Here is a 17,176-nt window from a genome sequence, read left to right on the forward strand (position 1 = left end):
ACGAGAAGGTCCTGAAGGAGTACGGCCTGGAGGGCGAGTACGAGGTCGTTTCCTCGTCCACGTCCTCGATGCTGGCCGAGCTGAACCGCTCCATTCAGAAGAAGGAGCCGGTCGTGGTGACCCTGTGGTCGCCGCACTGGGCGTACGGCAAGAACGACCTGAAGAAGCTCAAGGACCCGAAGAAGGCCTGGGGCGAGGGCGAGCAGATCCACACCGTCGCGCACAAGGGCTTCTCGAAGAAGGACCCGACGGTCGCCAAGTGGCTGAAGGACTTCAAGCTGGACGAGGGGCAGCTCACCAGCCTGGAGAACGAGATCAAGGACGCCGGCGAGAACAACGAGCAGCAGGCCGTGAAGACCTGGCTCAAGAAGAACCCGGGCCTGGCCGACAAGCTCGCCCCCGTGCCGGGCGGCGGTGCCAAGCAGCAGGGCAGGGACGCCGGCAAGACGGTCAACATGGGCTACTTCCCGTGGGACGAGGCCATCGCGTCCACGTACCTCTGGGAGAACATCCTGGAGGACCGCGGCTACAAGACCACGAACAAGCAGCTCGACCCGGGCCCGCTGTACACCTCGCTCGCGCAGGGGCAGATGGACGTCCAGTTCGACGCGTGGCTGCCGACGACGCACAAGGACTACGTCGACCGCTACAAGGACAAGCTCACCGACCTCGGGTCCTGGTACGGCCCGACGTCGCTCGAGTTGACGGTGCCTTCGTATGTGAAGGGCATTGATTCGCTTGAGGACCTGAAGGGTCAGGGCAAGAAGTTCAAGGGCAAGATCATCGGCATTGAGGCCAGTGCCGGGATGATGAAGACCCTGGACGAGAAGGTCCTGAAGGAGTACGGCCTGGAGGGCGAGTACGAGGTCGTTTCCTCGTCCACGTCCTCGATGCTGGCCGAGCTGAACCGCTCCATTCAGAAGAAGGAGCCGGTCGTGGTGACCCTGTGGTCGCCGCACTGGGCGTACGGGAAGTACGACCTGAAGAAGCTCAAGGACCCGAAGAAGGCCTGGGGCGAGGGCGAGCAGATCCACGTCATGGGCAAGAAGGACTTCGCCAAGGACTTCCCGGAGCTCAACGGGTGGCTGAAGAACTTCAAGATGACCGAGAAGGAACTCGCCTCCCTCGAGGTCGAGATCCAAAAGGGCGACCCCAAGAACCAGAAGGAGTCCGCCCGCCGCTGGCTCGACGCGCATCCCGAGATGCTCGACAAGCTGGCGCCCGTGAGCTGATCCGATCCGGATCGCCTCACTGAGCTGAGCTGAGCTGACTGAGCTGACTGAGCTGGCCGGCTGGATGGCTGAGCTGAGCCTGAGGGGTGGGATGCACCACGTGCTGTGGTGCATCCCACCCCTCTCGGCGTTCCGCCCGGCTTCACCGATTCCTTACCCTCGAACACCGTGTCCCCGTCCCGTCGAGCCGTGCCCCTGAGCGCCGCCACCGTCCTGGCCCTGGCCTTGATCGTGGCCCTGCTCCAGGTGAGTCGCGCCGACGCCGCTCCCGTCTCGGCCGCCGCCGGCCGCCTCGCGGAGCTTGCGGGCGATGCCCGTGAGGCCGACGGGCACGTCTACGGTCTGACCGACGACACCGGCCGCACCATGGACGCCGCCGAGATACGCCAGGCCGAGGACGGCACCTATCTCGCCGTCTACCACACGGTCCTCGACGACGGCCGCTTCCACGCGTCCGTCGCCACCTCCACCGACCTGGTGCACTGGACCCGCCGCCATGACTTCGGGCCCGGCACGCACCAGGCCACGCTGGCCAAGGACCCGGCCGGCGGCTGGATCCTCGCCTTCGAGCGGGATCCGCGCAATCACATAGCGATACGGGGGTACGCCGGCCTCGACGACTTGCTGGCCGGTGACGCGCGCCGCTCCTTCGACGCCCCGCTCACCCTCTCGCGCTGCGCCGAGGGCACCCCCGCCATCACCGCGGTCCGCGGCGACACCATCGAACTGACCGGGCACTACCGGTCCGGCTGCGATATCGACCGCCAACTGCGCGCCACTCTCACGGACTTCACCACCTGGCACGCCGAACCGGATCCTGCGCTGGACACGGCGCTGCGCTCGTGGGGGAGCGGCGGCAACATCGGCGACCGCTCGCCCGTGACACTCGATGGCCGCGACCTCGTCGTCATCGAAGGACAGCGGCTCCGCGACGACTTCGCCAGCTGGCGCACGTACATCTACGATCCCCGGCGCAGCCGCGCCGATCTGCTGACCCTGCGCACCCACGGCGCCAGCACGGCCTTCGCCAACCCTTCGGTCTCGCTGCTCATTTCACCGTCGGGCCGGCCGGCCCTGCTGGTCAGCGCGTTCATCCCGCAGGAGGGTGCGGCGGACGGCGAGGCGGGGCAGATGCTGTTCTGGCGCTCGCTGAAAGACTGACGGATGCTCGCTGAAGACTGACAGACGCTCGCTGAACGGCTGACGGACGCTCACTGAAAGGCTTGCAGAGCAATCCGATCGCCGTTGTACGAGCGAAGTACAAGCAGACCAGTTGACAGGGCACGGATCGCTGCCCTTGCGTAGGGTGCTGGGAACAGCGATCTGACCGCAGCGAAGCGAGGGGGGCCGGCATGGACGACAAGTTCTCCGGACGGGTCGGTTCGGCCATCCGGCGACGGCGCAGGGCGCTCGGTCTCACCCTTGCCGCGGTCTCGGGACGCAGCGGCCTCTCGGTGCCGTTCCTCAGTCAGATCGAGAACGAACGGGCCCGCCCCAGCAGCACGTCCCTCGAACGTGTCGCCGACGCGCTCGGCACCACGGCCGTCGAGCTCCTCTCGGCCGCCGACGCGGAACGCATCGTCGAGGTGGTGCGCTCCGCGCCCGCCGACGAGTCGGCCGCGATCCGCGCGCTGGTGCACGGCAAGCATCAACTGCATGCCCTCGAATTCGTCGGCGATCATGACTCCGGACGCGAATTCCGCCACCGCAACGACGAGTTGATGTACGTGGCCGAGGGCGCCGTCGAGGTCGAGGCCGACGGCCGTGCCTACCGTCTGGCGCGGGGCGACACGATGTTCCTGTCCGGTGGCGTGCCGCACCGCTGGCGTGCGGCGGTGCCCGAAACCCGTGTCCTGGTGATCGCCGTCGCGGAGCACATCAAGGCCGAACACGAGTGAGCCCCCGGATCGTCTCGCTGGTCCCCTCCCTTACGGAGGCCGTGGCGGCGAGCGCTCACGGGCTGCTCGTCGGCGCCACCGACTGGTGCACGCATCCCGCGGATCTGGACGTGGTCCGTGTGAAGGGCACCAAGAACCCGGACCTGCCCCGCATCCTCGCGCTCGGTCCCGATCTGGTGCTCGCCAACGAGGAGGAGAACCGCCCCGCCGATCTCGACGAGCTGCGCGCGGCCGGCCTGGACGTCCTCGTCACGCACATCCGTACGCTCCCGCAGGCGCTCACCGAACTGGAGCGCGTCCTGGTGGACGCCTGCGGACTGCGGCGCCCGCCCTGGCTCGACGAGGCCGCCCGCGCCTGGGCCGACCCGCCGGCCCTCGCGCCCTGCCGCGCCGTCATTCCGATCTGGCGCCGCCCGTGGATGGTCCTCGGCCGGGAGACCTTCGCCGGTGATCTGCTCGCACGTCTCGGCGTACGCAATGTGTACGCGGAGGATGCCGAGCGCTATCCGCGGATCGCCCTGGAGGAGCGGGCGGCCGCGGACCTCGTCGTCCTGCCCGACGAGCCCTACCGCTTCACCGCCGAGGACGGGCCCGAGGCCTTCGCCCCGCTGCCCGCCGCACTGGTCGACGGCCGCTCGCTCACCTGGTACGGACCGTCCCTGGTGGACGCGCCGGCCCGGCTCAGCGCGGCGCTGCGAGCAGCTGTCCGCTGACCAGACCGCGCACGGTGTGGAACGCGGCGATCAGCACCGCCGTCACGAGGAAGACATAGAGCCCGGTCGCCAGCCAGGTGTAGGCATCGAGGCCGGTGTGCCGGGCCAGGCCCGAAGCGCCGGTGACGCAGGTGCCGACGGGGAAGGTGAACCCCCACCACGTCATCGCGAAGCCCATGCCCGCCCGCAGCGCCCGTACCACCAGGGCGGCTGCGAGCGCGAACCACAGCAGCGCGAAGCCCATGATCGGCACGCCGTAGACGACGGCGAAGGCGCCGAATGCCGAGGCGTAGTCCTGGCTGATCGCGTCGGGCGCGACGTCCGCGAGCGCGTTCACCGCGGTGGTGGACTGGCCGAGCGGGCCGAGCACCAGGAAGAGGGTCGGAGTCAGGACGAGGGGCAGTGGACCGTGCACGACGAGCCGGCCGAAGATCAGGGGCAGCATCACGAAGGTGCCGATCAGACTGATCCCGAACATCGCGTAGCTGGCGAGCAGCATCGCCTCCTGCCACTGCCCCTGCGGGAGATGCGGAAGCAGCGCAGGGCCCTGGGCCGCCGAGACCATGGGGGCGACCACGGGCAGCAGCCACACGGGCGAGGCCTCGTCAAGGGCGATCTTGTGCCGCGCCACCATCAGATAGGGCACTGCCGCGGCCGCCGCGAGCCCGACCAGGGTGCCCGCCACGAACAGCACCGCGTCCACCCCGATCGCGGCCCGCTCGCCGATCACGTCCTTGCCGACGAGCAGCGTGGCACCGCCCACGGCGAGCAGAGCCATCGACAGACAGCCGTAGAACGGGGCCACCTTGGGATCGAGCAGATGCGAGCGGGCCTGGTCGCGATGGTGGATCCAGTGCACCGCCCGGGCGCACAGCAGCACGGTGAGCACGACGGAGGCGATCGCCCATACGGCGATGGTCACGGGCCTCGGTACGGGATGCGGCAACGTGGCTCCGGCGGAGGCGACGATGGCGGTGCCCATCACCGCCGCGTACCAGTTGGGGCCGAGGTGGCGCACCGTCGCCCGCGTCCCGGTACGGGCTGCCGTGCGGGACAAGGTGCGAGTGCGTGAGTACGTTGCCATGGCTTCAGCTTGCGCCGCTGGAGGGGCCCTCACCAGCCCGTTTGTCCTGCTGAGGACATAACCTGGGGTTATGGCCGATACCCCGACTCCTGTGCAGCGCCTCGCGGACCGCGTCCCCGACCTGGTGGCGCTGCAGCTCCTGATCGCCGTGGCCCGGCTCGGCAGCCTGGGACGCGCCGCCCAGGAGCTGGGCATCACCCAGCCCGCGGCCAGCAGCCGGGTGCGGGCGATGGAGCGGCAGCTCGGCGTCGCCCTGGTGGACCGCTCGCCGCGCGGTTCACGGCTCACCGAGACCGGCGCCCTCGTCACGGACTGGGCGCGCCGGATCGTCGAGGCCGCCGAGGCCTTCGACGCGGGGGCGCAGGCGCTGCGCGTACGGCGTGATCAGCGGCTGCGGGTGGCGGCGAGCATGACGATCGCCGAGTATCTGCTGCCCGGCTGGCTGATCGCGCTGCGCCATGAACGTCCCGGCACGGCGGTCCAACTGCTCGCCGGCAATTCGCAGTTCGTGATCGAGCGGCTGCTCGCCGACGAGGTCGAGCTCGGCTTCGTCGAGGGTCTGACCATTCCGTCGGGGCTCAGCGGCGTCGTGGTCGCCCGTGACCGTCTGGTCGTGACGGTGGCGCCGACGCACCCGTGGGCCCGCCGCCGCAAGCCCGTCGCCGCGGACGAGCTGGCCCGTACGCCGCTGATCCTGCGCGAGCACGGTTCGGGTACCCGGCAGGTGCTCGACGCGGCGCTCGGGGGGCTCGCGGATCCGTTGCTCGAACTGGCCTCCACCACTGCGGTGAAGGCGGCCGCGGTGAGCGGTGCGGGGCCCTGCGTGCTGAGCGAACTGGTGGTCGGTGAGGAGCTTGCGGCTCGGCGGCTGGTGCGGATCACGGTCGAGGGGGTGCCGCTCGACCGTGCTCTGCGGGCGGTCTGGCGCGTCGGGCATCGGCCCGTGGGACCGGCGCGGGATCTGTTGTCGTTGACGCGGACGGGCTGAGCGGGCCGGCAACCCTCAGCCTCCCCGAGGCGACGAAGAGCCCGCAGCCTCCACCAACCCCCGCATCACCCGCAGATCCGTCCCCATCTCCGGATGCCACTGCACACCGAGCACCCAGCTGTGACCCGGCATTTCGACGGCCTCGACCGTGCCGTCCTCCGCGTGGGCGGACGCGACCAGATCCCGGCCGAGGAGGTCGACGGCCTGATGGTGGTACGTGGGCACGGCGTCCTTGTCCGGTACGAGCGAGGCCAGCAGCGTGTCCGGCACCGGCTGCACGGTGTGCGAGCCGAACGCGCCGATCTCACCCCGGTGCCCGTCCAGATGCTGCACCAGCGTCCCGCCGAGCGCGACATTGAGCAGCTGCATCCCGCGGCAGATACCGAGGAGCGGCTTGCCCGCCGCCAACGCGGCCTCGATCAGGGCCAGTTCCCACGCGTCCCGCTCCCGCGCCGGCGGCCCGGTCCGCGGGTCGACGCCGGCCCCGTACCGTACGGGCTCGACATCCGGACCACCGGCGATCACCACACCGTCCAGGCGCGCCACCACGGCGGGCGCCGCCGCCGGATCGTCCGGCGGCAGCAGGGCCGCGAGCCCGCCCGCCTCCTGTACGAGGCGTGGGTAGCCGACGGGCAGCAGGGCCGCGTCCAGCTCCCATACGCCCCAGCGGGCGCCGGACTCCAGATAGGTACTGACCCCGATCAGCGGCCTCATGCTCACCCGACACCCTCCATGGAGATCACCTGTCGCGTTCCAACTCTGCCTCGGCGGCGGCCAGCGCCGCGAACTCCTCCTCGGGCGCCTTGGCCACCAGATGGTGCCGGCTGTAGATCCCGAAGTAGGCGAGGGCCACCACGTACACGATGAGGGCGATGACGGCCGCGGTCACATCGACCAGGAAGGTCGCCACCAGCGCGGAGAGCGCGAGGACCAGCGCGATGCCCGAGGTCCAGATGCCGCCTGGGGTGCGGTACGGGCGGTCGAGACCCGGTTCGCGGCGGCGGAGCACGATGTGCGAGAGCGACATCAGCGCGTACGAGATGGTCGCGCCGAACACCGCGATGTTCAGCATCCGTGCGCCGTCCCCGCTGCCCGCGGCCAGCGCGAAGCCGATCGCGCCGGGCACGAGCAGGCCGAGGTAGGGGGCCTTGCGCCTGCTGGTCAGGGAGAGGAAACGCGGCAGATAACCCGCGCGGGAGAGCGCGAAGAGCTGGCGGGAGCCCGCGTAGAGCAGGGAGAAGAAGGAGGCCACGAGGCCGGCGAGACCGGCGTAGTTGATGACGCGGCTCAGGCCGGTCGCCTTGCCGTCCGGCTGCAGCGCCTCGACCAGCGGGTTGCCCGCCTCCTGGATCGCGGCCGAACCGCGTGCGCCGGCCGAGGCGAAGAAGGTGAGCAGGGCGAGGACGACGAGGATCGCCATCGACCAGCGGATCGCCTTGGGCAGCGTGCGCGCGGGGTCGCGGGTCTCCTCGGCGGCCAGCGGCACGCCCTCGACGCCCAGGAAGAACCACATGCCGAAGGGGAACGCCGCCCAGATGCCGAGCAGTCCGTACGGCAGCCACGAGTTCGAGCCGAAGGCGCCGTCGTCCACCTTGATGTCGTTGAGCCCGGACGCGTCGAACTCCATGAACGCGCCGACCGCGAAGACAAGCAGCGCGGCCACCGCGATTCCGGTGACGACGAAGCTGAAGCGCAACGCCTCGCCGACGCCCCAGAGATGGATGCCGATGAAGAGCACGAAGCAGGCGAGATAGACGGGCCAGCCGGACTCCAGACCGAACAGGCCGAGCGACTCGACGTAGTCGCCGATGAAGATGGAGATCGCGGCCGGCGCCAGGACGTACTCGATGAGGATCGCCGTACCGGTGAGGAAGCCGCCCCAGGGGCCGAGCGCACGGCGTGCGAAACCGTAACCGCCGCCCGCGGTGGGCAGGATGGCGGAGAGCTCGGCGAGCGAGAACACCATGCAGACGTACATCAGGCCCATCAGGACCGTGGCGATCGCCAGGCCGCCGAAGCCGCCTTCGGCGAGACCGAAGTTCCAGCCCGAGAAGTCGCCCGAGACGACATAGGCCACGCCGAGGCCGGTGAGCAGCAGCCAGCCGGCGCTGCCGCGCCGCAGTGCCCGCCGCTTCAGATAGTCGTCGTCGGTGTCCTTGGGGGGTGGGGTGGTGCCGCTGTCTTGAGGTGCTTGGGTCATCGCAGGGCTCCCGCTCAGGGCCGGTGGCTTCAATGGAGCGAGTGCATACCATTGCGGTGCGTCCGCGTGCAGCGCAAGTCCCTTGCGTTACTTTCCAGTTACCGCTGCGTCCAAGCCCGCGGACGTAGGCCGCATCACGCGAGGAACCCCCGCAACAACGCCGCCGTCCCCGCGCAGTGTTCGCGCATCGCGGCCCGGGCACGCGCCGGATCCCCGTCGAGCACCGCCCGCACCAGCTCCGTGTGCTGCGCCTGGGAATGCTCCAGATTCCGTACGAGGAGCGGGATGCAGTCGAGCAGTTCATTGACCTGCGCGCGTACGGCGGCGTAGTGCGCGGTCAGCGAGGGCGAGCCGGCCAGCTCGGCCAGGGTGAGGTGCAGCAGGGTGTCGCGCCGGCGGTAGTCGGCCAGGGGGGCGTCGTGGGTGGCCGCGAGCGCCGAACTCAGCTGCTCCGCCTGCTTCTTGGTGAGCGGACGAGCGGCGCACAGCTCGGCCGCACCGGTCTCCAGGACCTCACGGAACCGCAGGACGTCCTCGACGTCGACATCCCTCAGGCGCCGGCGCAGCTCGGCCTCGCCCGTCGCGTCCGGGCGCTCCAGGACGAAGGTGCCGCCGTACCTCCCGCGCCTGCTCTCCACCAGGCCTTCGTCCTGCAGCACCCTGAGCACCTCGCGCAGCGTCACCCGGCTGATGCCCAGCACGTCCGCCAGTTCCCGCTCGGCGGGCAGCCGTTCGCCCGCCGCGACCAGTCCCAGGCGGATGACCTGGAGGACCTGCTCCAGGGCCTCCTCGAAGCCGTTGCCGGCGCGCACGGGACGCAGGACGCGAGCGAGCCGGTCCATCCGTTCGGCTGTCGTCATCGGCCGTTTCCCCCTTCCCAAGGAATGGTCTGAAGCAATACCTTAAGCCACTCCGGACCGCCCAAGGAGGAGTCCCCGTGGCAGACCGCACCGCCCCGCTCAGCGTCGAGGAGCTGCGCCGCTTCGTCGCGAGCGGCGAGATCGACACCGTCGTCCTGGCCTTCCCCGACATGCAGGGGCGTCTCCAGGGCAAGCGTTTCGCCGCCGGCTTCTTCCTCGACGAAGTGCTCGAGCACGGCACCGAGGGCTGCAACTACCTGCTCGCGGTCGACACCGAGATGAACACGGTCGACGGATACGCGATGTCGAGCTGGGACCGCGGTTACGGCGACTTCGCCATGCACCCGGACCTGACCACGCTGCGCCGCGTGCCGTGGAACGAGGGCACCGCGATGCTCATCGCCGACCTCGCGTGGAACGACGGCGGCCCGGTCGTCGCCGCACCCCGGCAGATCCTGCGCCGCCAGCTGGAGCGCCTGGCCGAGCTCGGCTACACCGCCCAGGTCGGCACCGAGCTGGAGTTCATCGTCTTCCGCGACAGTTACGAGGAGGCCTGGGACCGCGACTACCGCGACCTGATCCCGGCCAACCAGTACAACATCGACTACTCGGTGCTCGGCACCGGCCGCATAGAGCCGCTGCTGCGCCGGATCCGCAACGAGATGGGCGCCGCGGGCCTGACCGTCGAGTCCGCGAAGGGCGAGTGCAACCCCGGCCAGCACGAGATCGCCTTCCGCTACGACGAGGCCCTGGTCACCTGTGACCAGCACGCGATCTACAAGACGGGCGCCAAGGAGATCGCCTCCCAGGAGGGCATGGCGCTCACCTTCATGGCCAAGTTCAACGAGCGCGAGGGCAACTCCTGCCATATCCATCTCTCGCTCACGGACGCCGACGGCGCCAACGTCATGGCGGGGCCCGACGGCCACGGGATGTCCGAGGTCATGCGGTACTTCCTGGCCGGCCAGCTCGCCGCGCTGCGTGACTTCTCGCTGCTCTACGCGCCCAACATCAACTCGTACAAGCGCTTCCAGCCGGGCTCCTTCGCGCCCACCGCCGTCGCCTGGGGCCACGACAACCGGACCTGTTCGCTGCGGGTGGTCGGTCACGGCCGCTCGACCCGTTTCGAGAACCGGTTGCCGGGCGGCGATGTCAATCCGCACCTCGCGGTCGCCGGTCTGGTCGCGGCCGGTCTGTACGGCATCGAGCAGAAGCTGGAACTCCCCGAGGCCTGCGCCGGGAACGCCTACACCGCCGAGTACGCGCACGTCCCGTCGACGCTGCGCGAGGCGGCCGAACTCTGGGAGCACAGCCCGATCGCCAAGGCCGCGTTCGGCGACGAGGTCGTGGCGCACTACCTCAACATGGCGCGGGTCGAGCTGAACGCCTTCGACGCGGCCGTGACCGACTGGGAGCTGCGGCGTTCCTTCGAGCGGCACTGACCCGTCCGGCCCGCTCGCCCCCTGTCCGTACGTACATCTGTGAGGACCGACTTGCTCCACGAGCACCACGTACTCAACCCCGCGACCGAAGAGCTGGTCGCGACCGTCCCCGCCACCCCACCCGCCGAGGTCGACGCGGCCGTGGCCCGCGCGGCCCGCGCCCAGTCGTCCTGGGCGGCGCTCGCCCCGGGAGACCGGGCGCGCATCCTGCGGCGCGTGGCCGACGTCATCGACGAACACATCGAAGAGCTCGCCCAGTTGGAGGTGCGCGAGGCCGGTCACACGGTGGGCAACGCCCGCTGGGAAGCCGGCAACGCCCGTGACCTCTTCGCATACGCGGCCGGGGGAGTGGAACGACTGACCGGCCGGCAGATCCCCGTCGCGGGCGGCATCAACGTCACTTTCCAGGAACCGCTCGGCGTCATCGGCGTGATCGCACCGTGGAACTTCCCGATGCCGATCGCCGCCTGGGGCACCGCCCCCGCGCTCGCCGCCGGCAACGCCGTCCTGCTCAAGCCCGCCGAGACCACCCCGCTCACGGCGCTGCGCCTGGCCGAACTCGCCCTGGAGGCAGGCCTTCCCGAGCACCTGTTTCAGGTGCTTCCCGGCGCGGGCGACGTGACCGGAAACGCTCTGGTGGAACACCCGGACGTCGCCAAGATCGTGTTCACCGGCTCCACCCGGGTCGGCAAGCAGATCATGGCCAAGTGCGCCGACCGCGTGAAGCGCCTCACGCTCGAACTCGGCGGCAAGAGCCCCAACATCGTCTTCGCCGACGCGGACGTCGAGGCCGCCGCCGCGGCCGCCCCCATGTCCTTCCTGGACAACTCAGGACAGGACTGCTGCGCCCGCACCCGCATCCTCGTCCAGCGCTCGGTGTACGACCGCTTCCTCGAACTGCTCGCGCCCGCCGTCGAGTCCGTGGTCGTCGGCGACCCCGCGGACGAGAAGACGCAGATGGGACCGCTGATCTCCAAGTCGCAGCTGGAGCGGGTGCGTTCGTACGTGCCCGAGGCGACCGCTCGGGCGGCGATCCGCGGGACCGCGCCGGACGGACCCGGCTTCTGGTTCCCGCCGACCGTCCTCACGGACCTGGACCCCTCGGCTCCGGTCTGCGTCGAGGAGGTCTTCGGGCCGGTCGCCGTGGTGCTGCCCTTCGAGGACGAGGCGCATGCCGTACGTCTGGCCAACGCCACCGACTACGGGCTTTCCGGCTCCCTGTGGACCCGCGACGTGGGCCGTGCCCTGCGCGTCTCCGGGGCGGTCAAGGCGGGCAATCTGTCCGTCAACTCGCATTCCAGCGTGCGCTATTGGACCCCGTTCGGGGGCTACGGCCAGTCGGGCCTGGGCCGCGAGCTCGGCCCCGACGCACTCTCCGCCTTCACCGAAACCAAGAACGTCTTCATCAGCACGGAAGGTCCCGCACAGTGACTGAACAGCCCGCAGTGACGGAACAGCCCAGCTGCCGCCGCCTCGTCGGCCGCACCGCCGTCATCACCGGAGCCGGCAGCGGCATCGGCCTCGCCACCGCACGCCGCCTCGCCTCCGAGGGCGCGCACGTGGTGTGCGGCGACATCGACGAGAGTGCGGGCAAGGCGGCAGCCGAAGAGGTCGGCGGCACCTTCGTACGGGTCGACGTCACCGACGCCGAACAGGTCGAGGCGCTCTTCAAGACCGCGTACGACACGTATGGCTCGGTGGACATCGCCTTCAACAACGCAGGGATCTCGCCGCCCGACGACGACTCGATCCTGGACACCGGCCTCGAAGCGTGGAAGCGCGTCCAGGAGGTCAACCTGACCTCGGTCTATCTGTGCTGCAAGGCCGCCATCCCCTACATGCGCCGCCAGGGCAGAGGCTCGATCATCAACACCGCGTCCTTCGTGGCCCGGATGGGCGCCGCCACCTCGCAGATCTCGTACACCGCGTCCAAGGGCGGAGTGCTCGCGATGTCCCGTGAGCTCGGGGTGCAGTTCGCCCGCGAGGGCATCCGGGTCAACGCCCTGTGCCCGGGGCCGGTCAACACCCCGCTGCTCCAGGAGCTGTTCGCCAAGGACCCCGAGCGGGCCGCCCGCCGTCTGGTGCACATCCCGGTCGGCCGGTTCGCGGAGGCCGACGAGATCGCCGCCGCCGTGGCCTTCCTCGCGAGCGACGACTCGTCGTTCGTGAACGCCACGGACTTCCTGGTGGACGGGGGGATCTCCGGGGCGTACGTCACCCCGGTGTGATCCCGCGGTCGCGGGCAAGGCGGGCGGGTGGAATCCACGGATTTCCGGATCCACGGATCTTCGGATTCCACCCGCCCGCCGCCATGTCGAGGGAAAACGAGAGGAGACGAGTGAACCGACGCCACCTGAGAATCGCCACGGCCCTGGCAGCCACCACGGCAGCCGTCGCCGGCATCACCACGGCGCAGGCCGCACCGCCCGAGCACCGGCCGGAGGCCTGCCCCACCCTGAGCATCGGCCAGGGCTGGCATGCCGACAACAAGGCACGACTCCAGTCCCTGATAGACGAGTACGGCACGTGCGGAGACGGACGAGGTCGCCGGCCCGTCGCTGTCTTCGACTGGGACAACACGGTCATCAAGAACGACGTGGGCGACGCCACCATGTTCTGGATGCTGCGCAACGGCAGGATCAACGCCCCGTACAAGAACGACTGGCACACGACGAGCCGCTACCTCACGGACGACGCGGCCAACGCCCTGCGCCAGGCCTGCCCCGCGACCACGGGCGCACTGCCCACGGACAAGAACACCGCCTGCGCGGACGAGATCCTCTCCGTATACGCGGACGGCGGGACAACCACCGGCAAGGCGGCCTTCGCCGGCCACGACCACCGTCGCATGGAACCCTCGTACGCCTGGCTGGCCCAGCTCACCCGGGGCCGGACCGCCCACCAGGTCCAGGAGTTCGCGGCCGCGGCCCGCAAGGAGAACCTCGCCGCGCCCATCGGCACGAAGCAGCGCGTCGGCACGAAGGACGTGACCGGCTGGGCCCGCTACTACGACCAGCAGCGCGATCTGATCCGGGCGCTCCAGCGGGCCGGCTTCGACGTGTGGATCAGCTCGGCCTCGCCCGAGCCGGTCGTCGAGGTGTGGGCCCGCGGTGTGGGCATCGCCCCCGGCCGCGTGATCGGCATCCGCAACGTCACCGAGCACGGCCGCCTCACCCAGCACTTGAAGGGCTGCGGCACGGTCGCGGACGGCGACGACTCGATGATCACGTACATCGACGGCAAGCGCTGCTGGATCAACCAGGAGGTGTACGGCATGCGGGACGCCGCGGCCGAGCGCGTCCAACCCGCCGAGCGCCGCCCGGTGTTCGCGGCGGGCGACTCCGACACGGACGTGTCCTTCCTGCGCGACGCCACCGCACTGCGGCTCGTGATCAACCGCAACAAGGCCGAGCTGATGTGCCGTGCGTACGACGACAGCGACGGCCGCTGGCTGGTCAACCCCATGTTCATCGAGCCGAAGAAGCAGCAAGCCGCCCCGTACCCGTGCGCGACCACGGGCTACACGTACTCCGACGGCTCGTCAGGGCCGGTTCTGCGCGGCGACGGGAGTGTGATCGAGGACCAGAAGGACACGGTGTACTGACCGAAGGGCACCGCTTAGGGTGGCCGGATGAGCATGCCCCCGACGCCGCCCGGCTGGTACCAGGATCCCGAGGCGCCGTCCCACGAACGCTGGTGGGACGGCACCGCGTGGACCCCGCACACCCGCGTCGCACAGGCGCAGGCCGTGGGCCATGGCCTGGCGCCGGCCGACCCGGCGCAGCACACGGGGCAGTTCGGCCCGCCCGCCCCGACGGCCACCGGCGGTATGGGTCCTTCCGGTGGCCGCGGCAAGCTCGTGGCCCTGGTCGCGGCCGGGGTCGTCCTCGTCGCGTCGATCGTCACCGGAGTCGTGGTCCTGGGCAAGGGCGACAAATCCGACCCCGGGGCCTCGACCCGCACCAGCCCGTCCGCGCAGGCCACATCGCCGGACGACAAGCCCGAGCCGACGCAGACCGAGTCCTCGGGGCCCCCCGAGACGGACGCGAAGGTGCTCGAGGACCAGCTCAACGGCATCACGCTGCCCATCCCCGAAGGCTGGGAGAAGCCCGACAACACGGTCGAGAAGGCCGTCACCATGACCACCGAGGGCACCTATCCCTGCCCCGGTGACGCGGGCTTCTGCCACCACGGCAGGGTCACCTCGCGGACCGTGCGCGACGGCGCGGGCAAGGACCCCGAAGTGGCCGCCAAGACCGACATTTCCGAGGCTGCCAAGCGCTCCTACGACCGCGATGTGATCGACCGCCGCCCGTACAACGGCATCACGTCGCACCAGGAGCTCAAGGCCGAACCGGTCGTCGTCGCCGGCTCCACCGGCTATCTGATGCGCTGGCGGGTCAAGACCGAGGCCGGCGAAGGCGGTTATGTCCAGTCCGTGGTCTTCCCGAAGCCCGGCAGCGACGCGCTGATCGTCGTCCGCTTCGCCTTCGACGCCGAGGACGGTCCGCCCCTGTCGCTGATGGACGAGATCACCAAGGGCATCCGCCGGATCGGCGACACGGGCGGTACGAACGGCGGAGTGGGCTCGACCATCGAGCCCTCGTGAGCGGCGCCGGGCGCCTCGAGCGCGCCCGGCCGCCGGACTCCTCAGAGGAACGTGTGCCCCTCACCGCGGTACGTGGGCACGGCGGCCGTCACCCGGTCGCCCTCGATCAGGTGCAACTCCTCGAAGCGCTCGCACAGTTCACCGGCCTTCGCGTGCCGGAACCACACCTTGTCGCCGATCCGCAGATCGTCCGCGGGCGAGCCGAGCAGCGGCGTCTGCACCTCGCCCGCGCCCTCCTGCGGGTCGTAGGAGAGGCCTTCCGGGAGATACGGGACCGGCGAGCGGTCCTTGCCGGCCGCACCCGACGCCGGATAACCGCCGCCGAGCACCGTGACGACCCCGACGCCCGGCCTGCGGACCACCGGCTGGGCGAACAGGGCGGCCGGGCGCCCGCTGAACGACGTGTAGTTGTCGAAGAGCCGCGGCAGATAGAGCCCCGAGCCGGCCGCGATCTCCGTGACCGCGTCCTCGGCCGCGGTGTGCTGCACGCTCCCGGTGCCGCCGCCGTTGACGAACTCCAGGTCCGGCGCCACGGCGCGGACCGCGCGTACGGCCTCGGCCCGGCGTGCCGCCAGCTCGCGCCGGGCGGCGCTCTGCATCGCGCGGATCGCCCGTGACCTCACCGGCCGGCCGAACAGTGCGTCGCCGACACCGGCGATATGACCCTCGTACGCCATGATCCCGACGAGCCGGAAACCAGGCGTCCGTGCCACCGCCCGTGCCAGGTCGGCCAGTTGGGCGGGGGAGTGCAGCGGGGAACGGCGCGCCCCGATACGGACCCGGCCGCCCAGGAGCTTGAGCGCGGTGTCGAGTTCCAGACAGACCCGTACCTCCTCGCGCCCGCCGTTCCGTGCCGCGTCGATCAGCCGGAGCTGTGCCGGATCGTCGACCATCACGGTCACCGCGGCGGCCAGCTTCGGGTCGGCGGCGAGCTCGGCGAAACCGGCGCGGTCCGCTGACGGGTAGGCGAGCAGCACGTCCTCGAAGCCGGAGCGCGCCAGCCACAGCGACTCGGCGAGCGTGAAGGACATGATCCCGGCGAAACCGTCCCGGGCCAGGACCCTTTCGAGCAGGGCACGGCAGCGTACGGACTTGCTCGCCACCCGGATCGGCTTGCCGCCGGCCCGGCGGACGAGGTCGTCGGCGTTGGCGTCGAACGCCTCGAGGTCGACGATCGCGAGGGGGGCGTCGAGCTCGGCGGTGGCTCGGTCGTACCGAGCACGGTCTGATGCCAGGGCAGTCATGAACGAAGCCTGCCAGACACGATTACCCCTTGGTAGGGGGATGATCCGGACAGATCACCCCTGACCTGCGGACTGGTTCCCGCGTGCACAGCACGAGACCGTAGAGTGACGCGCAGGCAGGGAGGAACGGGCCTGTCCCCACAGGTGATCGACACTGGTGACGGACGTGCGAGACCGGCGGCGACGAGCGTGCCGGGGATCGGCCGGGGCCCGGACCCGCGAGTTCAGCGAACGGGGGGTGGATGAGTACCGAAGCGCAGCGCGCCGACATCCCCCCGCGCCCCGCGACTCCGCCTCCGCCGCTCGCTTCGTCGCGGCTGCCGGACCACGCGCCCGCGGCCGACCGTGTGCCCGGGGATTCCGTCTCCGCGCACTCCGCCTCCCCCGACTCCGCGCATCCGGCCGAGCTGCCGCCGCGTCCGGCCGGCCCGGAGACTCCGGCCGGGGGTGTTCCCGTGCCCGTGCCCGTGCAGAACGGTGCGGAGAGCGCGCTGTCGGGTGGGTCGCCGGCCGGACCGCCGCTCGCCGATGCGGTCGCCGCCGGGCGTGCGTCGCGGGCGCGCCGCGCGAGCTCCGGTGAGGGACTCCTGGGGCGCACCGTGTCGCGCCCCGAGACTGCCGACGACGGCGCCCCCGTCCCCGTACCGCCGATGCCCCCTGTGCCACCTCGGCCCGCGGGCGCACCGGCCGTCGGAGGCGATGCGGACGCCGAGCGGTCCGACGCGGGCCTCCGCCCGGGCAGTTCGCCTTCCCGTACGCAACCATCCGCCGCCACCGTGAGCCGTACCGACGGCGACCGCGACGCTTCCGCCGGCCCTGGCGCGGACCGAACCCGCGGTGCCTTCGCCGCACCTGGCGCCGACCCGCACCCGGACGCCTTCACCTCACCTCGCACGGCCCCGACCC

The 17,176-nt window shown here is 70.7% G+C and carries 15 protein-coding genes and 1 pseudogene; 11 read left to right on the forward strand and 5 right to left on the reverse strand.

From position 1 onward, the window contains the following. From G6045_RS21380 to G6045_RS21395, 4 genes are all read left to right on the forward strand, one after another. The coding region (locus tag G6045_RS21380; RefSeq protein ID WP_328707848.1) for a glycine betaine ABC transporter substrate-binding protein at positions 1-1,232 on the forward strand (1,232 nt) is incomplete at its 5' end. 168 nt (positions 1,233-1,400) lie between these two features. After that, the gene (locus G6045_RS21385) at positions 1,401-2,393 is read left to right on the forward strand and encodes a hypothetical protein (protein WP_165333646.1); all 993 of its coding nucleotides are present in this window, start codon (positions 1,401-1,403) and stop codon (positions 2,391-2,393) included. A 191-nt stretch (positions 2,394-2,584) separates the two neighbouring features. After that, positions 2,585-3,130, forward strand: a complete 546-nt coding sequence (locus G6045_RS21390) for a helix-turn-helix domain-containing protein (RefSeq protein ID WP_165333647.1) — start codon at positions 2,585-2,587, stop codon at positions 3,128-3,130. Beyond that, on the forward strand, positions 3,127-3,843 hold the full coding sequence (locus tag G6045_RS21395; RefSeq protein ID WP_165333648.1) for a helical backbone metal receptor: 717 nt from the start codon (positions 3,127-3,129) through the stop codon (positions 3,841-3,843). The genes G6045_RS21390 and G6045_RS21395 overlap by 4 nt, the downstream gene beginning before the upstream one ends. Here G6045_RS21395 and G6045_RS21400 read toward each other — a convergent pair. Further along, positions 3,812-4,927, reverse strand: a complete 1,116-nt coding sequence (locus G6045_RS21400; RefSeq protein WP_165333649.1) for a TDT family transporter — start codon at positions 4,925-4,927, stop codon at positions 3,812-3,814. The two genes, G6045_RS21395 and G6045_RS21400, sit on opposite strands and share 32 nt — an antisense overlap. 70 nt (positions 4,928-4,997) lie before the next feature. Between G6045_RS21400 and G6045_RS21405 the strand changes: the two genes are divergently transcribed. Continuing rightward, positions 4,998-5,915, forward strand: a complete 918-nt coding sequence (locus tag G6045_RS21405; RefSeq protein ID WP_165333650.1) for a LysR family transcriptional regulator — start codon at positions 4,998-5,000, stop codon at positions 5,913-5,915. 15 nt (positions 5,916-5,930) lie between these two features. Here G6045_RS21405 and G6045_RS21410 read toward each other — a convergent pair whose 3' ends face one another. The 3 genes from G6045_RS21410 to G6045_RS21420 form a co-directional block, all read right to left on the reverse strand. Continuing rightward, positions 5,931-6,629, reverse strand: a complete 699-nt coding sequence (locus G6045_RS21410) for a gamma-glutamyl-gamma-aminobutyrate hydrolase family protein (protein ID WP_206344009.1) — start codon at positions 6,627-6,629, stop codon at positions 5,931-5,933. A 25-nt stretch (positions 6,630-6,654) separates the two neighbouring features. Then, positions 6,655-8,115, reverse strand: coding sequence for an ethanolamine permease (gene eat, locus G6045_RS21415; RefSeq protein WP_165333652.1), 1,461 nt, complete (start codon positions 8,113-8,115; stop codon positions 6,655-6,657). Positions 8,116-8,249: 134 nt separating this feature from the next. Continuing rightward, positions 8,250-8,975, reverse strand: coding sequence for a FadR/GntR family transcriptional regulator (locus G6045_RS21420; RefSeq protein WP_165333653.1), 726 nt, complete (start codon positions 8,973-8,975; stop codon positions 8,250-8,252). 77 nt (positions 8,976-9,052) lie between these two features. On the opposite strand from G6045_RS21420, the gene G6045_RS21425 reads away from it, so the two are divergent. From G6045_RS21425 to G6045_RS21445, 5 genes are all read left to right on the forward strand, one after another. Next, the gene (locus tag G6045_RS21425; protein ID WP_165333654.1) at positions 9,053-10,417 is read left to right on the forward strand and encodes a glutamine synthetase family protein; all 1,365 of its coding nucleotides are present in this window, start codon (positions 9,053-9,055) and stop codon (positions 10,415-10,417) included. A gap of 51 nt (positions 10,418-10,468) precedes the next feature. Next, positions 10,469-11,848, forward strand: a complete 1,380-nt coding sequence (locus tag G6045_RS21430; protein ID WP_165333655.1) for an aldehyde dehydrogenase family protein — start codon at positions 10,469-10,471, stop codon at positions 11,846-11,848. Positions 11,849-11,862: 14 nt separating this feature from the next. Further along, positions 11,863-12,645: a 3-oxoacyl-ACP reductase gene (locus G6045_RS21435; RefSeq protein WP_165333661.1), complete on the forward strand. Its 783-nt coding sequence runs from the start codon at positions 11,863-11,865 to the stop codon at positions 12,643-12,645. Between the two features lie 83 nt (positions 12,646-12,728). Then, positions 12,729-14,021 carry a haloacid dehalogenase-like hydrolase gene (locus G6045_RS21440; RefSeq protein WP_165333656.1) on the forward strand — a complete coding sequence of 431 codons (1,293 nt, stop codon included), beginning with the start codon at positions 12,729-12,731 and terminating at the stop codon, positions 14,019-14,021. 27 nt (positions 14,022-14,048) lie between these two features. Further along, positions 14,049-15,026, forward strand: coding sequence for a DUF2510 domain-containing protein (locus G6045_RS21445; RefSeq protein ID WP_206344005.1), 978 nt, complete (start codon positions 14,049-14,051; stop codon positions 15,024-15,026). A gap of 41 nt (positions 15,027-15,067) precedes the next feature. Here the strand turns inward: G6045_RS21445 and G6045_RS21450 are convergent, their stop codons facing one another. Further along, complete coding sequence (locus tag G6045_RS21450; RefSeq protein ID WP_165333657.1) at positions 15,068-16,270, reverse strand: amino acid deaminase/aldolase; 1,203 nt, start codon at positions 16,268-16,270, stop codon at positions 15,068-15,070. A 242-nt stretch (positions 16,271-16,512) separates the two neighbouring features. Here G6045_RS21450 and G6045_RS21455 point away from each other — a divergent pair. Further along, positions 16,513-17,176, forward strand: a pseudogene (locus G6045_RS21455) (hypothetical protein); the annotation flags it as partial.

Origin of the sequence: Streptomyces mesophilus, from assembly GCF_011044995.1 — a bacterium.
Lineage (GTDB): Bacteria > Actinomycetota > Actinomycetes > Streptomycetales > Streptomycetaceae > Streptomyces > Streptomyces mesophilus.